Origin of the sequence: Flavobacterium reichenbachii, assembly GCF_002217435.1 — a bacterium.
In the GTDB taxonomy this organism is placed as follows: Bacteria; Bacteroidota; Bacteroidia; order Flavobacteriales; family Flavobacteriaceae; genus Flavobacterium; species Flavobacterium reichenbachii.
The window spans coordinates 75,450-93,977 of record NZ_MUHF01000010.1 but is presented as its reverse complement, the minus strand read 5'-3'; the positions used below and the strand labels follow the sequence as shown (position 1 = coordinate 93,977).

16 protein-coding genes are annotated in these 18,528 nt (G+C 33.7%); 8 read left to right on the top strand and 8 right to left on the bottom strand.

Features of this window, described 5'->3' with window-relative positions; translation table 11 throughout:
• The first annotated feature begins 386 nt into the window (after positions 1–386).
• From B0A68_RS10440 to B0A68_RS10425, 4 genes are all read left to right on the top strand, one after another.
• Positions 387–3,479 carry a leucine--tRNA ligase gene (locus B0A68_RS10440; protein WP_035681806.1) on the top strand — a complete coding sequence of 1,031 codons (3,093 nt, stop codon included), beginning with the start codon at positions 387–389 and terminating at the stop codon, positions 3,477–3,479.
• 560 nt (positions 3,480–4,039) lie between these two features.
• Positions 4,040–6,028 carry a sensor histidine kinase gene (locus B0A68_RS10435; RefSeq protein ID WP_035681808.1) on the top strand — a complete coding sequence of 663 codons (1,989 nt, stop codon included), beginning with the start codon at positions 4,040–4,042 and terminating at the stop codon, positions 6,026–6,028.
• 14 nt (positions 6,029–6,042) lie between these two features.
• Positions 6,043–6,672: a response regulator gene (locus tag B0A68_RS10430; protein ID WP_035681810.1), complete on the top strand. Its 630-nt coding sequence runs from the start codon at positions 6,043–6,045 to the stop codon at positions 6,670–6,672.
• A gap of 101 nt (positions 6,673–6,773) precedes the next feature.
• Positions 6,774–7,463, top strand: a complete 690-nt coding sequence (locus tag B0A68_RS10425) for a zinc metallopeptidase (RefSeq protein ID WP_035681813.1) — start codon at positions 6,774–6,776, stop codon at positions 7,461–7,463.
• A 387-nt stretch (positions 7,464–7,850) separates the two neighbouring features.
• Here the strand turns inward: B0A68_RS10425 and B0A68_RS10420 are convergent, their stop codons facing one another.
• From B0A68_RS10420 to B0A68_RS10405, 4 genes are all read right to left on the bottom strand, one after another.
• Positions 7,851–8,126: a hypothetical protein gene (locus B0A68_RS10420; RefSeq protein ID WP_035681815.1), complete on the bottom strand. Its 276-nt coding sequence runs from the start codon at positions 8,124–8,126 to the stop codon at positions 7,851–7,853.
• Positions 8,127–8,191: 65 nt separating this feature from the next.
• On the bottom strand, positions 8,192–8,662 hold the full coding sequence (locus B0A68_RS10415) for an Lrp/AsnC family transcriptional regulator (protein WP_035681816.1): 471 nt from the start codon (positions 8,660–8,662) through the stop codon (positions 8,192–8,194).
• A 260-nt stretch (positions 8,663–8,922) separates the two neighbouring features.
• The gene (locus B0A68_RS10410) at positions 8,923–9,672 is read right to left on the bottom strand and encodes a uroporphyrinogen-III synthase (RefSeq protein ID WP_035687793.1); all 750 of its coding nucleotides are present in this window, start codon (positions 9,670–9,672) and stop codon (positions 8,923–8,925) included.
• A gap of 14 nt (positions 9,673–9,686) precedes the next feature.
• Positions 9,687–10,355, bottom strand: coding sequence for a DUF4271 domain-containing protein (locus B0A68_RS10405; RefSeq protein ID WP_035681818.1), 669 nt, complete (start codon positions 10,353–10,355; stop codon positions 9,687–9,689).
• 105 nt (positions 10,356–10,460) lie between these two features.
• Between B0A68_RS10405 and B0A68_RS10400 the strand changes: the two genes are divergently transcribed.
• From B0A68_RS10400 to B0A68_RS10390, 3 genes are read left to right on the top strand one after another with little or no spacing between them, the layout of a single operon-like run.
• A complete protein-coding gene (locus B0A68_RS10400; protein ID WP_035681821.1) occupies positions 10,461–11,186 on the top strand; it encodes a polyprenol monophosphomannose synthase in 726 nt (241 codons plus the stop codon).
• 10 nt (positions 11,187–11,196) lie between these two features.
• A complete protein-coding gene (locus tag B0A68_RS10395; protein WP_035681823.1) occupies positions 11,197–12,537 on the top strand; it encodes a dihydroorotase in 1,341 nt (446 codons plus the stop codon).
• Positions 12,538–12,546: 9 nt separating this feature from the next.
• A complete protein-coding gene (locus B0A68_RS10390; RefSeq protein WP_051892452.1) occupies positions 12,547–13,005 on the top strand; it encodes a DUF4296 domain-containing protein in 459 nt (152 codons plus the stop codon).
• Here B0A68_RS10390 and B0A68_RS10385 read toward each other — a convergent pair whose 3' ends face one another.
• Positions 13,006–14,007 (bottom strand): NAD-dependent epimerase/dehydratase family protein, encoded by a 1,002-nt coding sequence (locus tag B0A68_RS10385; RefSeq protein WP_035681825.1) that lies wholly within the window; start codon positions 14,005–14,007, stop codon positions 13,006–13,008.
• Between the two features lie 234 nt (positions 14,008–14,241).
• Between B0A68_RS10385 and tyrS the strand changes: the two genes are divergently transcribed.
• Positions 14,242–15,546, top strand: a complete 1,305-nt coding sequence (tyrS, locus tag B0A68_RS10380) for a tyrosine--tRNA ligase (RefSeq protein ID WP_035681828.1) — start codon at positions 14,242–14,244, stop codon at positions 15,544–15,546.
• Between the two features lie 130 nt (positions 15,547–15,676).
• Here tyrS and B0A68_RS10375 read toward each other — a convergent pair whose 3' ends face one another.
• From B0A68_RS10375 to B0A68_RS10365, 3 genes are all read right to left on the bottom strand, one after another.
• The gene (locus tag B0A68_RS10375) at positions 15,677–16,657 is read right to left on the bottom strand and encodes a LuxE/PaaK family acyltransferase (protein WP_035687795.1); all 981 of its coding nucleotides are present in this window, start codon (positions 16,655–16,657) and stop codon (positions 15,677–15,679) included.
• 85 nt (positions 16,658–16,742) lie between these two features.
• Positions 16,743–17,081: a T9SS type A sorting domain-containing protein gene (locus tag B0A68_RS10370; RefSeq protein ID WP_035681831.1), complete on the bottom strand. Its 339-nt coding sequence runs from the start codon at positions 17,079–17,081 to the stop codon at positions 16,743–16,745.
• Positions 17,082–17,318: 237 nt separating this feature from the next.
• Positions 17,319–18,449 carry a hypothetical protein gene (locus B0A68_RS10365; protein ID WP_035681835.1) on the bottom strand — a complete coding sequence of 377 codons (1,131 nt, stop codon included), beginning with the start codon at positions 18,447–18,449 and terminating at the stop codon, positions 17,319–17,321.
• Positions 18,450–18,528: the final 79 nt, after the last annotated feature.

Sequence of the window (18,528 nt, the reverse complement as noted above, 5' to 3'; positions counted from 1 at the left end):
TTTTTTGGATATTTTCCAAAAGCCAGATTTTCCCAATTCCAAGAAACGCACCTTCGGCTTCTTCAATCCAAACGCGAACTTCAATCGAATATTTTTTATTTATACTCATTTTATTCTTTAAATAACTTTGTAAAAATAAAGATTAATGCATAAAATAATTCTTTCTTTTTTTTTCAAATTTTTTATAGAAAGAAAATATTTTATACGTATTTTGAATTACGAATATAAGTGTTTTTACGTAATCAAAAATAAGTATTTTGTTATTTTATTTGTTTGTCAATGAAATAGCTTTGCAACAATCGACAATAAATGTAAATTTGCGACATAATTCATTAAGTGATAAAACCTTTGAACCTTTGTCACTTTGCAACTTTGAACCTTAAAAAATGAAATACAATCCAAACGAAATTGACGCCAAATGGCAAAAATATTGGGCAGAAAATCAAACTTTTGCAGCAAAAAACAACTCTGAAAAGCCGAAACACTATGTTCTCGATATGTTTCCTTATCCGTCTGGAGCAGGACTGCACGTTGGGCATCCGCTGGGTTATATAGCTTCAGATGTTTATTCTCGTTTCAAAAGACATCAAGGTTTCAATGTTTTGCACCCAATGGGTTATGACAGTTTCGGATTGCCGGCAGAACAATATGCAATTCAGACCGGACAGCGTCCAGAAGATACAACACGCGTAAATATTGACGGTGGAGTAGATAAAGAAGGAAAACAAATTGCAGGTTACAGAAAACAATTAGATAAAATCGGATTCTCATTTGACTGGGCGCGTGAAGTGCGTACATCAAATCCTGATTATTACAAACATACTCAATGGATTTTCATCCAATTGTTCAATTCGTGGTATAATAAAAACACAGACAAAGCAGAAGATATTTCGACTTTAACAGCTGTTTTTGAAACAGAAGGGAATGCAAGTGTAAATGCAGTTTCAGATGATAATATTGCAGTTTTTTCTGCCTCAGAATGGAATTCTTATTCTGAAGATCAAAAAGAAAAAATCCTTTTGCAATACAGATTAACGTATTTGGCAGAAACAGAAGTAAACTGGTGTCCTGGTTTAGGAACTGTTTTGGCAAATGACGAAATCGTAAACGGCGTTTCTGAGCGTGGAGGATTTCCTGTTATCCGTAAAAAAATGACACAATGGAGCATGCGAATTTCTGCTTATGCAGAGCGTCTGCTTCAAGGTTTAAATGATATCGACTGGAGCGAATCTATAAAAGAATCCCAAAGAAACTGGATCGGGAAATCGGTTGGAGCATTAGTTAAGTTTAAAGTCAAAAGTCAAAAGTCAAAAGACGAAAGTGAAGCTGTACTTTCAGACTTTGGACATTCGACTTTAGACTCTTTTATCGAAGTTTTCACCACCAGACCTGATACAATCTTCGGAGTAACCTTTATGACTTTGGCACCAGAGCACGATTTGGTGGCTAAAATTACAACTGCAGAACAAAAAGCGGCCGTTGAGGCGTATATCGAAAAAACAGCAAAACGTTCAGAGCGTGAGCGTATGGCCGATGTAAAAACCATTTCTGGTGTGTTTACGGGCGCTTACGCGGAACATCCTTTTACAAAAGAACCAATTCCGGTTTGGATTGGCGATTATGTTTTGGCAGGTTACGGAACAGGCGCTGTAATGGCGGTTCCTTGCGGTGACGAAAGAGATTATGCTTTTGCTAATTTCTTTAAAGGAAATGAAGGAATGCCAGAAATCAAGAATATCTTCGCAAACGTAGATATTTCTGAAGCCGCTTACGGATCAAAAGACAATGTGGAGATCGCAAATTCTGATTTCTTAAACGGATTAAATTATAAAGATGCTACGGTAAAAGCAATTGCAAAATTGGAAATAATCGAGCAGGGAATAGGAAAAACAAATTACCGTTTGCGTGATGCGGTTTTCTCTCGCCAGCGTTATTGGGGAGAACCTTTCCCGGTTTATTATGTCAACGGATTGCCAAAAATGATTGATGCACAGCATTTGCCAATCATTTTGCCAGAAGTAGAAAAATATTTACCAACCGAAGACGGTCTGCCTCCTTTAGGAAATGCAGCAGTTTGGGCTTGGGATACAAAACAAAATAAAGTTGTTGATACTGATTTGGTGGACAACGTAACGATTTTTCCTTTGGAATTGAACACGATGCCAGGTTGGGCGGGAAGTTCATGGTATTGGATGCGTTATATGGATGCACATAACGAAACCGAATTTGCAAGTAAAGAAGCTTTAGCATATTGGGAAAGTGTAGATTTATATATTGGAGGAAGCGAACATGCAACCGGACATTTACTATATTCTCGTTTTTGGAATAAATTCTTAAAAGACAAAGGTTTCGCTCCAACCGAAGAACCATTCAAAAAACTGATTAATCAGGGAATGATTTTGGGCGTTATTGAAAAAGCATTAAAAGCCAGAAATAGTTCTAATCAGATTTGGGTGAATAAACAAAATATTTCACTTTTTGATGAAAACGAAGAACTTGGAGAAATAATATTTGGAAATGATTGTGCCGGAATTATACTAGAAAATAGCGATCTAAAAGAAATTGATCCTTTAGCAGTTCCAGTTGAATTTGTTTCTGACTATAATGCAACAGATAGACCATCATTTTTGAACGAGGAAGGAATTCTAAAGTTTTGTAATTGGCAGAATTTTAAAAATCCTGTATTTATTTCGAAAGAAGGTTTTTATAAACTTAGAGATAGGAAATTTTACACTTTTGATGGAAAGGTTAAAAACATTGAAGATATTAAATATTTTACCGAAAGTGAAATAGGTAAAATGTCGAAATCAAAATACAATGTCGTAACACCAGATGATATTTGTGATGAATATGGAGCTGATACCTTACGTTTGTACGAAATGTTTTTAGGACCATTAGAACAAGCAAAGCCTTGGAATACCGCTGGGATTTCTGGAGTTTTTGGTTTCTTGAAAAAATTATGGAGATTGTATTTTGATGAAAATACAGGTTTAATCGTAAACAACGACGAACCAACAAAAGACAACTTAAAATCGTTACACAAAACAATCAAAAAAGTGGCAGATGATATTGAAAGTTTCTCTTTCAATACTTCGGTTTCTCAATTTATGATTTGTGTAAACGAATTGTCTTCTCAAAATTGTCATTCAAGAGCGATTTTAGAACCTTTAGCAATTTTGGTTTCGCCTTACGCGCCTCATATAGCAGAAGAATTATGGTTGCAGTTGGGAAATACAGGATCAATTTCTGAGGTAGCGTTCCCAATTTTTGAGGCAGGTCATTTGGTTGAAACCAATAAAGAATACCCGGTTTCTTTCAACGGAAAAATGCGTTTCACAATCGAATTGCCTTTGGATTTAACCAAAGAAGAAATCGAAGAAATCGTAATGAAAGACGAAAGAACTCAAAAACAATTAGATGGTAAAACTCCAAATAAAGTGATTATTGTTCCTGGGAAGATTATCAATTTGGTTGGATAACTAAATAAATTATAATCCCAAAGCGTCGGGATCTAAAATCCAAATTCCAACTTTCTGTTGGAGTTTGGATTTTTTTATGCATAGTGAATTCACACAAAATTAATTCGTGCAATTCGTGGCAAAATCGATAGGATTTAGAAGCGTTTTAAAAAAAAGAAGCTCCGCAATACTACTATTGCGAAGCTTTACTTTTACCAAAAACAAAAAATTAAATCCTAACCTTTAGAATTTATAGCGGAAGAACGCAGGCTGTCAGTGTTGCCGAAACGTCTCCATTATTTAGTAGCAGCAGCGGTAAGTTTATTAACAACTTTTCCGACCACAAACATTTTTACAGTTAAATAAATAGAGTCAATATAATTGCTAAAGTTTTTAAAATCGATTTTATAATAAAATTCTTTAAGAATCAATTGTTCCTATTTTACAGCAAAAATAGAGGCTTATTATACAGAGGACAATACCTGATAAAATGTATTTTTTTTTACCTGATATCAGGTAAAAGAAGCCGATTATGTTTTGAAAGTCGTTCAGCTTTAATAACTTTGATTAAATGCCCATTTATGAAGAAAATCTACGCCTTATTATTTTTTTTATTTTTTTCTGCAGTTTCCCATTCTCAGGTAATCCTTTCTCTAGACGACGATGCCGTTTATATTGACAGTATTGTAAAATTTACCAAAAATGTAAAGTCTGATAGTATTAAAAGTCTCAATAGTTTCAGATTGTCCAAATTGTTTTTGATGGTTCAGGATGTAAAAAAGTCCAAAGAATATCTGGAACAAGCCAATCGGCTGAAAACAAAATTTCCTTTTTTAAACGATGCATCCATTTTTTACAACGCTTCTAGTTTTGTTGAAAAAGGTGATTTGGAAGGTTTTGAAAAAGCTTTGCTTGAAGCCAATACAAAACTTAAAAAGTACCGCTGCAAAGAAGCTTATAAACTTCGTGCTATTATACTTCAGAATTATGGCATTATGCAGCAACGTAAGAATAACGAAAATGAATACATGAAGCTGCTGGTAAATGAGGCGATTCCTATTGCAAAAAAAAGCGGCGATTTTGAGCTGATCAGCGCCCTGAACAAAGCAGTTGCGATTATTTTTATGAATAATAATGAACGTGAAAAAGCGGCAGAATATTTAGAACAGGCACAGAAATACATCGAAAATACGAGTGAAAAATCACCGACTCTTGCTGAATCAAAAATGGAAACGTACATTATTAATGCAGAGAATTTAGTAGAACTCAAACATTTTTATGATGCAAATGAAATATTAGAAAAAGCTTTTTCGACCTTAAAAAAATATCCCAATTCAAATTTGAATGATTCTTATTTTTATTCGGAGGGAATCTATTTTTCAAAACAAAATAAACATCAGCAAGCTCTTCAGAGTTTTGCAAAAGGTATTGAATCCGCAAAAAAACACGAAAATCATGTCGCTTTGAACCGACTGAAATTTGCAGAGTACGAAGTGCTTTTTAAGCTGAAAAATTATGTGAGGGCAAAAAGTAATCTTGAATATCTGGTAGAAAACACGCCTTTTATGATTGATAAAAAGAATTACTTTAAGGAATTGTCAAAATTTTACAACGCCACAAAAGAATATTCAAAAGCATATTATTATTCTAATCGGTACAATATTATTAATGACAGTCTTAATGATGCAAATTTAAAAAACGAAATTGTAGAGCTTGAGGCAAGGTATAAAAAAGCTGAAAACGAAAAAAAGATCACTTTGCTGCAGTCGCAAAATGAGAAAGCAGTTTTGCAGGTAAATAATAATCGGTTGAATATGCTGCTTTTTGCGGTACTTTCTTTTTTGTTGTTTCTAACCGTTTTGTTTTTATGGATTTGGAACAACTATCAGAAAAAATTAAATTTTCAGAAAGAAGTCAATCATAAGCAGGAATTGAGTTCACTGGAAAATCAGCAGAAATTATCCATTTCAAATGCTCTTATTCAAGGCGAGGAAATTGAAAGGAAAAGAATTGCCCGAGATCTGCACGATGGACTCGGAAGTATGCTTTCCGGCTTGAAAATCCATCTTAATCTTGCTGACAGAGAAAATAAAGAGATTGGTCCGAACATTAATGCGATGCTAAACGATTCGATTAAGGAGCTTCGCAATATTTCTCAGAATTTAATGCCGGAAACACTTCAAAAACTAGGTTTAGAACATGCACTGCGAGATTTATGTGTTTCGCATTCTAATTCTCAGACAAGTGTTGAATTTCAGTATTTAATTAAAAAACCAAATTTGCCGCAACATCTTGAAATTATGATTTACAGGATTATTCAGGAACTTTTAAATAATGCCCTGAAATATGCAAAGGCTTCTCAGATCTTGGTTTCCTGCTCGCAGAACAAAGATGTTTTTTTTATAACTGTAGAAGACAACGGAATTGGATTTAATGTAGGCTATGCGGAAAAAAGAGAAGGAATGGGGCTGAAAAACATTAAAAACCGTGTAGCATTTTTAAACGGAAAATTAGAAATTGATTCCGTTCCCGAAAAAGGAACTTCTACTTACATTGAATTAAAAATATAAGCCAAAAAAAAATTATGAGATATAGAACGGTAATTGTAGACGATCATCCTATTGTTATTTCGGGAATAGCGGGCTTGCTGACGGATTTGAATAATATAGAAATCGTAAAGAAATTTGAGTCGGGAATAGCGCTTTTGGATTATATTGAAGATCATCATGTAGATTTGATTTTGATGGATATTTTTCTGCCGGTAATAAATGGAGTTGATTTGTGTAAAACAATAAAGCAAAAACATCCAAAAATCGTAATTATCGGAATGAGCAGCCAGTCTGAAAGAAGCCTCGTAATGCAGTTTATTCAGAATGGAGGAAACGGATATATTCTTAAAAATGCCTCTTTTGATGAATTTAAAGATTGTATTTATAAAGCTATTGACGGCGAAATTGTTTTTAGTGAAGAAGTAAAAACGATAATCAGCCAGCCGCTTTCTGAAGATTTAGAACGTATTCCTGCGTTAAGCAGAAGAGAGCGCGATATTGCATTATTGCTCTCGCAGGGAAAATCGACTCAGGAAATAGCAGACGATTTGTTTTTGAGTTTTCTAACGGTGCAGACGCATCGGCGAAATATTCTTCAAAAGTATAAAATGAAAAACGTGGCAGAATTAATTGCTTTTCTTCTCAAAAATAATATGATGAATTAAGACAAAATTGCTGTAAAAATGCCAAAAAGACATTTTGTTAAAGTGGTTCGCAATTTGCAGTTTGTTTTGTAAATTTAATCATCAACTAAAAAAAATAAAACATGGGAGGTTCATATATTATTCTTGCCGGAGTCATAATGTTATTCAGCTGGCTGGTAAGTGCAAAATTAAAGAGCAAATTCGAATTATATTCTAAGCTGCAATTAAGAAACGGAATGAGCGGTGCAGAAATCGCAGAAAAAATGCTTGCAGATAACGGCATTACAGATGTTCGTGTTATCTCAACGCCCGGACAATTAACAGATCACTATAATCCTTCTGATAAAACAGTAAATTTAAGTGAGGCCGTTTACAATCATCGAAATGCAGCAGCTGCGGCGGTTGCAGCTCATGAATGTGGACATGCTGTACAGCATTCTATAGGTTATGAATGGCTTACGATGCGCTCTAAACTGGTTCCAATTGTGAGTGTGGCTTCAAATTATGTACAATGGATTTTGATCGCAGGAATCCTGATGATTAGGGTTTATCCGCAATTGCTGCTAATTGGAATTATCATTTTTGCAGCTACAACTTTATTTTCGATCATTACACTGCCTGTAGAATATGATGCCAGCAACAGAGCACTTGCATGGTTAGAAAATAAGCACATGCTGACAGCTGAAGAGCAGGCGGGAGCAAAAGATGCTTTAAAATGGGCGGCAAGGACGTATGTTGTAGCAGCTATTGGTTCTATTGCAACGCTGCTTTATTATATTTCTATTTATTCTGGAAGCAGGAGAAATAATTGATAATTGAGATAATTAGATAATTGTTCAATTAGATAATTTATAACAAACCTAACAGGTTTTCAAAGCCTGTTAGGTTTTTTTATTAATTATGATAATTAAAAAAGAGAAAGATTAAAATCCATATTCCAGATATTATATAAATCGAATTTAAGTATTGTTTGTTTTCAGATTTATAATACTTGAAAAAAAGAATTAAAGTGTAAATTATACTTATTGGAATCAGTAATAAAAAAAGAATAGTGCTAATCCCAGGACCATGCGGACTCCCATTTTGAATACTTCCCACAAAATAAATGATGGCAATAAACGATAAAAAAAATAAAATAGTTTTGTATTCGGATCTAATATTTATCATGCAGTTTTTAAATTATCAAATTGACACATTCTCTAATTATTAAAACTAAAAATAAGGAAAAGTATAATCCAAAAACCAGAAATGATATAAATACAGTTTAAGTACTGTTTGTTCTCTGATCTGTTGTATTTAAAATAAAGGATCAGACTGTAAATAATGCTGATTGGAATTGAAAGCATAAATAATAAAAAACCTGCTCCGGGCGTACAAACACCACTCGGGCTTACTTTTTCTGAGATAATGGCTGTTATAAAATAAGCAATAAAAAAAATTATGGTTTTAATTTCGGGTCTAATAGAAGTAAACATTGGTTTAAATGGAATTTAAATTATCAAATAGCCGTATTTTCTAATTAAGTAAATTATCAAATTGGTTAAAGTTGTATCTGTCTGTCAATCTGCTGATCTAACGAAATGAAAGTCTCTGTTCTGGAAACACCTTCTATTGCTTGTATTTTTGTGTTTAAAAGCTGCATCAAATGTTCGTTGTCACGACAGATAATTTTAATTAAAACGGACCAGTTTCCTGTTGTATAATGGCATTCTAATACTTCTGGAATTTTCTTTAAATCCTTTACTGCTTCAGAATTGCGGGAAGCTTTGTCCAGATAAACGCCTACAAAAGCCATAGTGTTATAACCCAGAACTTTTGGGTTTACTGTAAATTTTGATCCTGAAATAACGCCAGATTGTTCGAGCTTTTTTAAACGCTGATGAATTGCAGCGCCAGAAATACCTATTTTATTGGCTATTTGTAGTATGGGTTTTCGGGCATCATCCATTAAGTAGCGCAGGATTTCTTTATCGATACCGTCAATTTCAATTAATAGGGAATTGATTTTCATAACTTAAAATTTGAAACTATTTTTTGTGATTTGGGTTTTGAATAGAAATCAAATGTAGTTAAAAGGAGGTAAAAAAGAAAATTACAATTTTAAAATATAGCCCGTGGTTTCAACCACAGGATTGAGAGATGATGAATATTGCGTTCCAGTGGTTGAAGCCACTGATAATGTTTGATTTATAAAATTGATTAAAAAGAAAAATTCCAAATACCAAGTGATTAATTTGGAATTTGGAATTTAAAATATTTTTATTCTTAGGTTTATTTTCCTTTGTTTGCTTCGGCAATGTATTTTTCTAAAGCCATTGTCATAGAAGGAGTTTCTGGAGTTGGAGCAAGAATATCAATTCTTAAGCCATGATCTAGAGCTTCTTTTTGAGTTGTGCTTCCAAAAACTGCTATTCTGGTATCGTTTTGTTTAAAGTCTGGAAAGTTTTTAAACAATGATTTAATTCCCGTTGGGCTAAAAAACGCCAAAACATCATAATAAACATCTGCAAGATCCGATAAATCACTCATTACAGTTCTGTAAAAAACAGCTTGTGCCCAATCTACTTTTAATCCGTTTAAGGTTATTGGTGCGTCAGCATTTAATTGATCAGATGCCGGAAGCAGGAATTTTTCGTCTTTGTATTTTTTTATCAATGGAGATAAATCTGCAAAGTCTTTTGCGCCTACATAAATTTTACGTTTTCTATACACCACATATTTCTGCAGGTAAAACGCAACTGCCTCAGATTGACAAAAATATTTCAATCCTTCAGGTACTTTATAACGCATTTCGTCTGCTACTCTGAAAAAATGATCTACCGCATTTCTGCTTGTCAAAATAATTGCAGTATAATGATTAAGGTCGATTTTTTGTAATCGAATCTCTTTTGCATTAACCCCCTCCACATGAATAAATGGTCTGAAATCAATTTTTATTTTGTGTTTTTGTTGGAGCTCAAAGTAAGGAGAATTTTCCACTTTAGGTTCAGGCTGTGACACCAAAATTGTTTTCACTTTCATATTATAAACTTTTACTAAGCCACCTGTTTTGTAATCCAATAATACATGAAATAATAAGGGGCTATTTCAAGAGCGCAAAGATATAAAATAAAATAAAAAAACTTACTGATTATTGCATTTTGATATGTTTTAATTGAAATAAAGTAAGAGTACAGGCTAATACACAGTGAAATAGCTATGATCACGAGCGGAATCGTTTTCGGAATATCATCATAATAGAACAAAATTGCATTGATCGGAAGTACCAAAATACCAATATAAGTCCTGTATGTTACTTTTTGTAAGTTAAAGAGCTCTACAAATTCGTCGATATTGAATGAGGCTGCAACAATTTTCTCCACCAAATATTTTCCAAGAATAAAGTACAGCAGGAAAGTTGCAATCTGAATAAACAGAATCCAATCGGTCTTTTCTGCATATCCAAAAATATGCATCGTCAGCTGAATGAAAAAAGCATACGAAATAATTTGAACGAAAAATAAGCCAACCGTAAAACTGCTTTTCATATGGCTGTTGTCACGATAAATTTTTGCGTATTTATCAGAAAATATCAGCTTGCTGAATTCACTGAATCTGGTCTCGTAAGCAGATTTTGTCATAGCAACAACGGCAAAGGCCAACACAAACAAAAGTGTTGCCCAGTCTTTGTTTTCAATAATTCGAGGATGAAGTTGTTCAATCATAACGATACAAAATTAGTAATTTTTTGTGTCAATACTTTTATTATAAATTTATTATGAGTCAAATGCTATAAAAAGTTTACTTTTGCGGTGAAATTACCCAGAAAAATGAATGATAGTATTGTCATAATTCCCACTTATAACGAAATTGAGAATATAGAAAGTATAGTTAGAGCTGTACTTTCGCAGCATAAATCTTTTCATCTTTTAATTATTGATGATAATTCTCCCGATTTTACTGCAGATAAAGTAATTGCACTGCAGGAAGAATTTTCAGGAAGACTTTTTTTAGAAAAAAGAGCTAAAAAATCAGGTTTAGGAACAGCATATGTTCATGGATTTAAATGGGCTTTGGAGCGAGAATATGAGTTTATTTTTGAAATGGATGCCGATTTTTCTCATAACCCAAATGATCTGGAGAAATTATATGATGCCTGCCACTTCGGCGGTGCTGATCTTGCAATTGGATCGCGTTACGTAACGGGCGTAAATGTGGTAAACTGGCCGCTTAGCCGCGTTCTGATGTCTTATTTTGCATCGGTTTACGTAAAGTTTATTACCGGAATGAAAATTCACGATGCAACTGCAGGTTTTGTCTGTTATAAAAGAAACGTTTTAGAAACAATAAATCTGAATAAAATTAAGTTTGTTGGATATGCTTTTCAGATCGAAATGAAATACAGAACGTATTGTGCAAAATTTGAAATAAAAGAAGTGCCTATTATTTTTACCGATAGAACAAAAGGAGTTTCTAAAATGAGCAACGCTATTATAAAGGAAGCAATTCTGGGAGTAATTTCGCTGCGATTAAAAAAATTAGTCAATTCATTATAAACGAATCAGAATGAATAGGATTTTAATAAAAAATGCCAAAATTGTAAACGAAGGGTCTATTTTTGAAGGCGATGTCTTAATTGAAAACGACTTGATAGTCGAAATTGCAGACAGTATCAGTCTAAAAAGTTCAGATTGTATCGTTATAGATGCAGAAGGAAATTATTTAATGCCGGGTGCAATAGATGATCAGGTGCATTTTAGAGAACCAGGATTAACCCATAAAGGTGATATCGAATCTGAATCGAGAGCTGCTGTTGCCGGCGGTATTACTTCTTTTATAGAACAGCCTAATACGGTTCCTAATGCAGTTACTCAGGAAATCTTAGAAGATAAATATCAAATTGCTGCAGTAAAATCATTTGCGAATTATTCGTTTATGATGGGAGCAACCAATGATAATCTGGAGGAAGTTTTAAAAACAAATCCAAAAAATGTTGCCGGAATCAAGATCTTTCTAGGATCTTCAACCGGAAATATGCTGGTAGATAATGAAGCGGTTTTAGAAAAGATTTTTTCGAGCACGCCAATGCTGATTGCGGTTCACTGCGAAGATGAAACTACAATTCAGGAAAATCTTAAAAAGTTTAAAGAGCAATATGGTGATGATGTTCCCGTAACGGCGCATAACCTGATCAGAAGTGCAGAAGCGTGTTATATTTCTTCGTCAAAAGCAGTGGCGCTGGCCAAAAGAACTGGTGCAAGACTTCATATTTTTCATCTTTCGACTGCTAAGGAAATGGAATTGTTTACAAATAAAATTCCGTTAGAAGATAAAAAAATTACTGCTGAGGTTTGTGTGCATCATCTTTGGTTTACAGATGAAGATTATAAAACAAAAGGTAATTTTATAAAATGGAATCCTGCTGTAAAAACGGCAGCAGACAGAAAAGCATTGTGGGAAGCCTTAAACGATGGTCGAATTGATGTAATTGCAACCGATCACGCACCTCATACAAAAGAGGAGAAAAAACAATCTTACTTAAATGCTCCTTCTGGAGGACCTTTAGTACAGCATGCTGTTGTAGCAATGTTTGAAGCGCATCATCAGGGAAAAATTAGTGTAGAGAAAATTGTGGAAAAAATGTGCCACAATCCAGCTAAAATCTTCAAGATTGAGAAGCGCGGTTTTATTAGAGAAGGCTATTATGCTGATTTGGTTATTGTAAATCCGAGTCTTCCGTGGAGTGTAAATCAGGACAATATATTAGCAAAATGCGGGTGGTCTCCGTTTGAGGGTTATGCCTTTAAATCAAGAATTACACATACTTTTGTTAATGGCGAATTGGTTTATAATAACTTTAAAGTAAAAGATTCGCGTGCCGGAAAAAGATTATTGTTTGATAGATAAATAACTGAGATGAAGAATTTGATAATTATAATATTGGTTTTGTTTCTTTCTGTAAGTTGTAAAAAAGACTTGGTAAAACAGCCTAAAAAACTTATTGAGAAAGAAAAGATGATTGATATTATGTATGATTTGTCGCTTTTGGAGGCTATGAAATATCAAAGTCCGCTTTTGGTAGATTCTATAGAGACCAATCCTGTTAAGTTTATTTTAAAAAAATACAAAGTAGACAGTCTTCAGTTTGCACAAAACAATATTTATTATGCTTCAGATTATGAAGGATATAAAGATATGTTTGATGAAATCTCAAAGCGTTTAGCAAAAAATCAGAGAGCAGTAGATTCAATTTTAAAGATTGAAGAAAAAAAATCAGGAAAAATCAAAAATAAAATTTCTAAAGATTCTGTGAAAGCGCCTTTAAAGCCAGAAATTAATGCTGGTAATGGGCAGGATGTTCCAATGGATCAATAATTATAATTTAGAAACATCTTTTATGTACTGATGTACATCTAAAAAAACCGTTCCCAGAGCGGTTTTTATTTTTTCATTAGAATACAGATTTTTAGAATACGAAGCTTTTGCGGCCGCTTTTGTAATCTTTCTTTTCTGAAAAAATAACGTCGAAAATAGGCTGTCGGCGATCCAAAGAAAATTCATCAAGATAGGTTTAGCATGAATGCTTGGTTTTTTTACTTTTAAAGTTGCTGCAATAGTATTCAAGATATCGCGAAAGATTACATTGTCTGCAATTAAAGTAAAACGTTCGTTTTTGATAGTGCTTTTCATTAAATCAAAAGCAGTTTTTATAACATCGGTTACGGTTATAAAACCAGTACTTCCAATTGTGTAAAACGAAAGGCCGTTGGCTACTCTGGTATAAAATTCAGCACTTCCCTGATCACAGTTTTTTGTTTTCGGAATCGGTCCTAAAATTACTCCCGGATTTAAAATAATAACATCCAACCCTTCTTGCAGACCGCGCCAAACTTCCATTTCGGCACCATATTTAGAAATGGCGTAATCGCTGTGTGGTTTTTCCGGATTCCAGTCGGTCTCTTCTGTAATATACGTTTCATGCGGTGCAATATCTCCTAAGGCAGCAATAGAACTAAAAAAGCAGAATTTTTTAATTCCTTTAGCTATAGAAAAATTAACCATATTAGCCGTTCCTTCGATGTTGGTTTTTCGAAGTTTTTCTTCATCTTTTGCATCAAATGAAATTAAAGCTGCGCAGTGATAAACATATTCAATATCTATAAAAGCATTTTCTAAAGAAGGAACGTCTAAAATATCGGCTTCAAGCCAATTAATCTTATCAAACAATTCGGCTTTTTTGTATAATTCAAAAACCGTTTTTGTTTTCTGAATGTTATTTTGATTTCTGTAAATTGCCCTGACATTTTCTCCATTTTCAATTAAATGAAGTAATAAATGTGCACCAACTAAACCTGTTCCTCCAGTTACTAATACCATTTTGTAAAGATAAGTTTTTTGGTTTTAAGGTACAAAGGGGCAAAGGATCAAAGTTGCAAAGGTTTTATGAAAGGATCAAAGTTGCAAAGGTTCAGAGAAGCAGAGGTTTATATTGTGTTGAAATTTATTTTTTAAGATTGAAATTGATTTTACCGCTTTCATTACTATTGATAATGTTGCTGCTTTTTGATTTTGCCATTGTCATTGATTATATTTGCGCAAAATATTTTTAAAATGAAGAATCTAGTTGAAGAATTAAAATGGCGCGGTCTATATCATGATAGTATGCCTGGAACAGAAGAACAATTGCTGAAAGAAGTAACTACGGCTTATATTGGTTTTGATCCAACGGCAGATTCGCTTCATATCGGCAGTATGGTTCAGATTATTTTATTGGTTCATTTAAAGAATTTTGGGCATCAGCCAATCGCTTTGGTTGGAGGCGCAACAGGAATGATTGGTGATCCTTCTGGAAAATCGGACGAAAGAAATTTATTAAACGAAGAAACTCTGGCTAAAAATGTTGCTGGTATTAAAAGTGTTTTGTCTCGTTTCTTAGATTTTAATTCAAATGAGGCAAACGCTCCAATTATGGTGAATAACTATGACTGGATGAAAGAATTCTCTTTTATTGATTTCGCACGTGAGGTTGGAAAACGCATCACGGTAAATTATATGATGGCAAAGGATTCTGTTAAAAAGAGGTTGAGCGGAGAAGGAGAAGGAATGTCTTTTACAGAATTTACTTACCAACTGATTCAAGGATACGATTTTTATCATTTATATAAAAACAACAACTGTATTTTGCAAATGGGAGGTTCTGACCAATGGGGAAATATCACCACAGGTACAGAATTGGTTCGCAGAATGGGAGGAGAAGGATCAAAAGCATTTGCTTTGACAACGCCGTTAATTACAAAAGCAGACGGTTCTAAATTTGGTAAAACTGAAGGTGGAAATGTTTGGCTGGATGCAGATAAAACTTCAACTTATAATTTTTACCAATTTTGGTTAAGAACAACTGATGTTGATGCTGAGAAATACATCAAAATCTTTACTTTCCTGGATAAAGAAACTATTGAAGCTTTGATTGAAGAACACAAAGCAGCACCGCATTTGAGAGTTTTACAAAAGAAATTAGCGGAAGAAATTACTGTTTTTGTTCACGGAAAAGAAGCTTTAGAAGATGCCATAAAAAAATCTGAATTTGTTTTTTCTAATTTTTCAATTGATAGTTTGGTAGAACAAGGAGAAGATTTTTTTATTGATATATTCTCTGAATTTGATCAGCCTGTTGTTAAAAAATCAGATTTAATGAATGGAGTTGACGCGGTATTAGCATTGTCAGATTTAACACAAATTTTCACTTCACGGGGAGAAGCCAGAAAAGCTCTTGCAAGTAATGCTGTTTCTGTGAATAAAGAGAAAATTCAGGTAGAAACTTTATTGACTTTGAAAGATATATTTTTTGAAAAGTATATTTTGGTTCAGTTTGGTAAAAAGAAGAAATATTTCATTATCAATGTTGAAAACGATTAAATATTCATAAGGTTGCAAAACCCAAAAGTATAAGTCCCAATATCTTGAAAGAGTTGTTGGGATTTTTTTTAAGCAGATAAAATTATTTAATAAAATTACGATTAAACGATTAAACAAGTCAACGATTAAACTATAGAACCATCAAATTACAGCCTCGAATATCAGAATTATCAAAACGTCCCAATACCTCAAAAGAGTTGTTGGGATTTTTTTTGCCTAAATCCTGAGTAGCAATAAAAGAACAGGAATTGATGTTGGCTAAATCGATAACATTTATGCCTCCGGTTTTTCCGTCTTTCACGTAAGTGAGAGCATCTTCGGGATCACGAACGAGAATATGCATCCATGAAGGACATTCGAATATACCTTCGCCTAAAGAATAAGCCTGTCCTAAAAGTTCCGTCATTCCATATTCTGAATGGATGGCATTTACGCCAAAACCTTTACAAAGTTGTTCGTGCAGTTCTTCGCGAATCATTTCTTTACGCTTTCCTTTCATGCCGCCTGTCTCCATGATAATGGTATTTTGAAGATTAAATTGATGTTTTTCAATCAAATCTAACAAAGCGTATGTAACTCCGATTAAAATCACATTTTGACCAGATTCGTCTAAAGTGGTCAGCTTTTTTATTAAGTCGTCGTGGTTGTGCAGATAAAACCCGCTATCAGGCTGATTGGATAGTTTTATCAAGTCTTCGACCATATAGATCAACGAAGAGCCTTCGCGTTCTAAATAAGACGGCAAAAGGGCTAAAACTACATAATCTTCGATATTGCCATAAAATTGAGAAAACCCTTTTCGATAACTTTCTTCATAAAGCGTGACATCTGTAACCAGATGTCTGCTGGTAATCATTCCTGTTGTACCGCTGCTGGTAAAAGTTACCTGCGCCGGATTGGTATTGGACACCACATCGTGGCTTTTAAAAAACTGAATGGGTAAAAAAGGAATCTGCTCCAGCGATTTTACCTGCTGTGGATTTACTTTTAGAAAGTCACAGAAATTGCGGTAGACGATATTATTCTCGTGCTGAAAACGAAATACTTTTAATGCAGTTTTTTCAAATTGTTTCTGACTGGAAATTGTAAATATATCGCTGGCTGTGATCAAAACTTTTTTTGCAAAGGTAAATAATTGTGAGATGTACAGATAATAAAAAAGCTCCAAATATAATTTGGAGCTTAAATTTTATGTTTTATCGAATAATGAGCTTTCGTGTTGCGGTTGCGTTTTCTTCACTTATTTTTATGATGTAAACGCCTGGAACTAATTCTGAAACGTTTAGTTCTCTGGAACTTAAATGTGTTTGAAGTACTTTTTTGCCTAATATATCAAAAACTATGATTTCTTTTTCTGAATCGTTTTTAGTAGAAATATATACTCTTCCGTTTGTAACTGGATTAGGATACAAGCTTAATCCCTCAATAGAAGTACCTTCTTGAGGTTTTGGTAATTGTTTACTATCTTGAGCAGAAACACTCAGAGTAAAGAAAAAAGCCAATAAGAATGTAATATAAAAGTAATTTTTTGCCATCGCTCAATTTTAGTTATAGTAAATATACAAAAAAAATTACAAAAATGACGCCAAAAAAAAACATCCTAAAATTTTAGGATGTTTTTAACAATTTATAAACTAACTACTTAATCTTTAATTTTTCAAACAAGTACTGTAGACGCCGTAATTCTATTAAAATAAGTCTAAAAGTGCTTTATAAAAAAAGCTGCCTGAAAATCTTTCAGACAGCTTTTAATTTATTTATGCTTAAACTAATTACTTAGTCCAGTTAGCCCAAGTTGGTAAGTCAGCACCAGCACCAGCACCTAGAGCACCAGTAGTTGTTCCTGATAATTTAACACCATCAAAAACAGTGATAGAAGCTCCAAAAGTATAGTTTGAGATAGTAAAGTTACCAGCAGCGATATTTGCAGTTGCACCAGCATCAGTAGATATTTTCGTAAGGTCTTTTGGCATTCCGTCAGCAACATATAAGTTTGTGTAAGCTTGTTTTCCACCACCTTCTTTATAGTTGATTGCTTTTTCGTCTGCTAAGAAAGCAGCATCCCCTTTAATGATAGAGATGTTGATGATTTTAGCGTTAGTCATTGGAACAGCTGTACTTGGATCTTTTGCGTTTGTAGATCCTTCAACACCTGCTTTAGTAACACCTTTAATGTAAACATTTGTAGCAGTACCTTGCCATCCATCAGCAAAATCTAATGAATCATCATAAGAGTTTATGATTACTAAGTTAGAAGCGTTTACTGCTCCTCCGAAGAATTCAATTCCGTCATCACCACTTTCGAAAGTGTAGATATCAGATACTACAGTTCCTGAACCAACTCCGAAGAAAGAAACTCCATTGTATTCTTTTTCATTAGTGTATTTAGAACCTGTGTAAGAAATTCTTAAGAAGTTAATATTTCCAGAAGAATCTGCATTGTCATTACCTCCGTAGCTTAAAGCACCTACTTCAGAAGTACCATTGTCTCCAGTGTTTACTTTAGCATTACCAGCGATAATTAATCCACCCCAGTCACTTTGAGCAGGAGTAGCTTTTCCAGATGTCATAACAACTGGTTTAGCAGCTGTACCATTGATGTTGATTTTAGCGTTTCTTTCTACAGCAATAAATAAAGATGTAGATAGTGCAGTAGCAGAACTTTTGATTACAGTTCCGGCAGGAATAACTAAAGTAGCTCCACCTTTAACAACTAAACCTCCAGTTAAAGTGTAAGTTTGAGTTGGGTCTAAAGTTACAACACCATCATTGATGTCTCCTTTTAAATCGTCAACTTTTAAAACGAAAGTACTTTTGTTATCGTTTTTGTTATCATCATCAGAACTACAGCTTGTTAAAGCAAGTCCTAATATTGCAGCCATTGCAAATAAACTTTTTTTCATTTTGTTGTGTTTTATTGTTTTATTTATTTCAAAGCAAAGTAAACGAACATATGTTTTTGCTGAGTTAAGACCGTATTAA

Bases quoted from the DNA above. Each gene is read 5' to 3' on its own strand.
- B0A68_RS10440 (WP_035681806.1), top strand. From the start codon at position 387: ATGAAATACAATCCAAACGAAATTGACGCCAAATGGCAAAAATATTGG.
- B0A68_RS10435 (WP_035681808.1), top strand. From the start codon at position 4,040: ATGAAGAAAATCTACGCCTTATTATTTTTTTTATTTTTTTCTGCAGTT.
- B0A68_RS10430 (WP_035681810.1), top strand. From the start codon at position 6,043: ATGAGATATAGAACGGTAATTGTAGACGATCATCCTATTGTTATTTCG.
- B0A68_RS10425 (WP_035681813.1), top strand. From the start codon at position 6,774: ATGGGAGGTTCATATATTATTCTTGCCGGAGTCATAATGTTATTCAGC.
- B0A68_RS10420 (WP_035681815.1), bottom strand. From the start codon at position 8,126: ATGTTTACTTCTATTAGACCCGAAATTAAAACCATAATTTTTTTTATT.
- B0A68_RS10415 (WP_035681816.1), bottom strand. From the start codon at position 8,662: ATGAAAATCAATTCCCTATTAATTGAAATTGACGGTATCGATAAAGAA.
- B0A68_RS10410 (WP_035687793.1), bottom strand. From the start codon at position 9,672: ATGAAAGTGAAAACAATTTTGGTGTCACAGCCTGAACCTAAAGTGGAA.
- B0A68_RS10405 (WP_035681818.1), bottom strand. From the start codon at position 10,355: ATGATTGAACAACTTCATCCTCGAATTATTGAAAACAAAGACTGGGCA.
- B0A68_RS10400 (WP_035681821.1), top strand. From the start codon at position 10,461: ATGAATGATAGTATTGTCATAATTCCCACTTATAACGAAATTGAGAAT.
- B0A68_RS10395 (WP_035681823.1), top strand. From the start codon at position 11,197: ATGAATAGGATTTTAATAAAAAATGCCAAAATTGTAAACGAAGGGTCT.
- B0A68_RS10390 (WP_051892452.1), top strand. From the start codon at position 12,547: ATGAAGAATTTGATAATTATAATATTGGTTTTGTTTCTTTCTGTAAGT.
- B0A68_RS10385 (WP_035681825.1), bottom strand. From the start codon at position 14,007: ATGGTATTAGTAACTGGAGGAACAGGTTTAGTTGGTGCACATTTATTA.
- tyrS (WP_035681828.1), top strand. From the start codon at position 14,242: ATGAAGAATCTAGTTGAAGAATTAAAATGGCGCGGTCTATATCATGAT.
- B0A68_RS10370 (WP_035681831.1), bottom strand. From the start codon at position 17,081: ATGGCAAAAAATTACTTTTATATTACATTCTTATTGGCTTTTTTCTTT.
- B0A68_RS10365 (WP_035681835.1), bottom strand. From the start codon at position 18,449: ATGAAAAAAAGTTTATTTGCAATGGCTGCAATATTAGGACTTGCTTTA.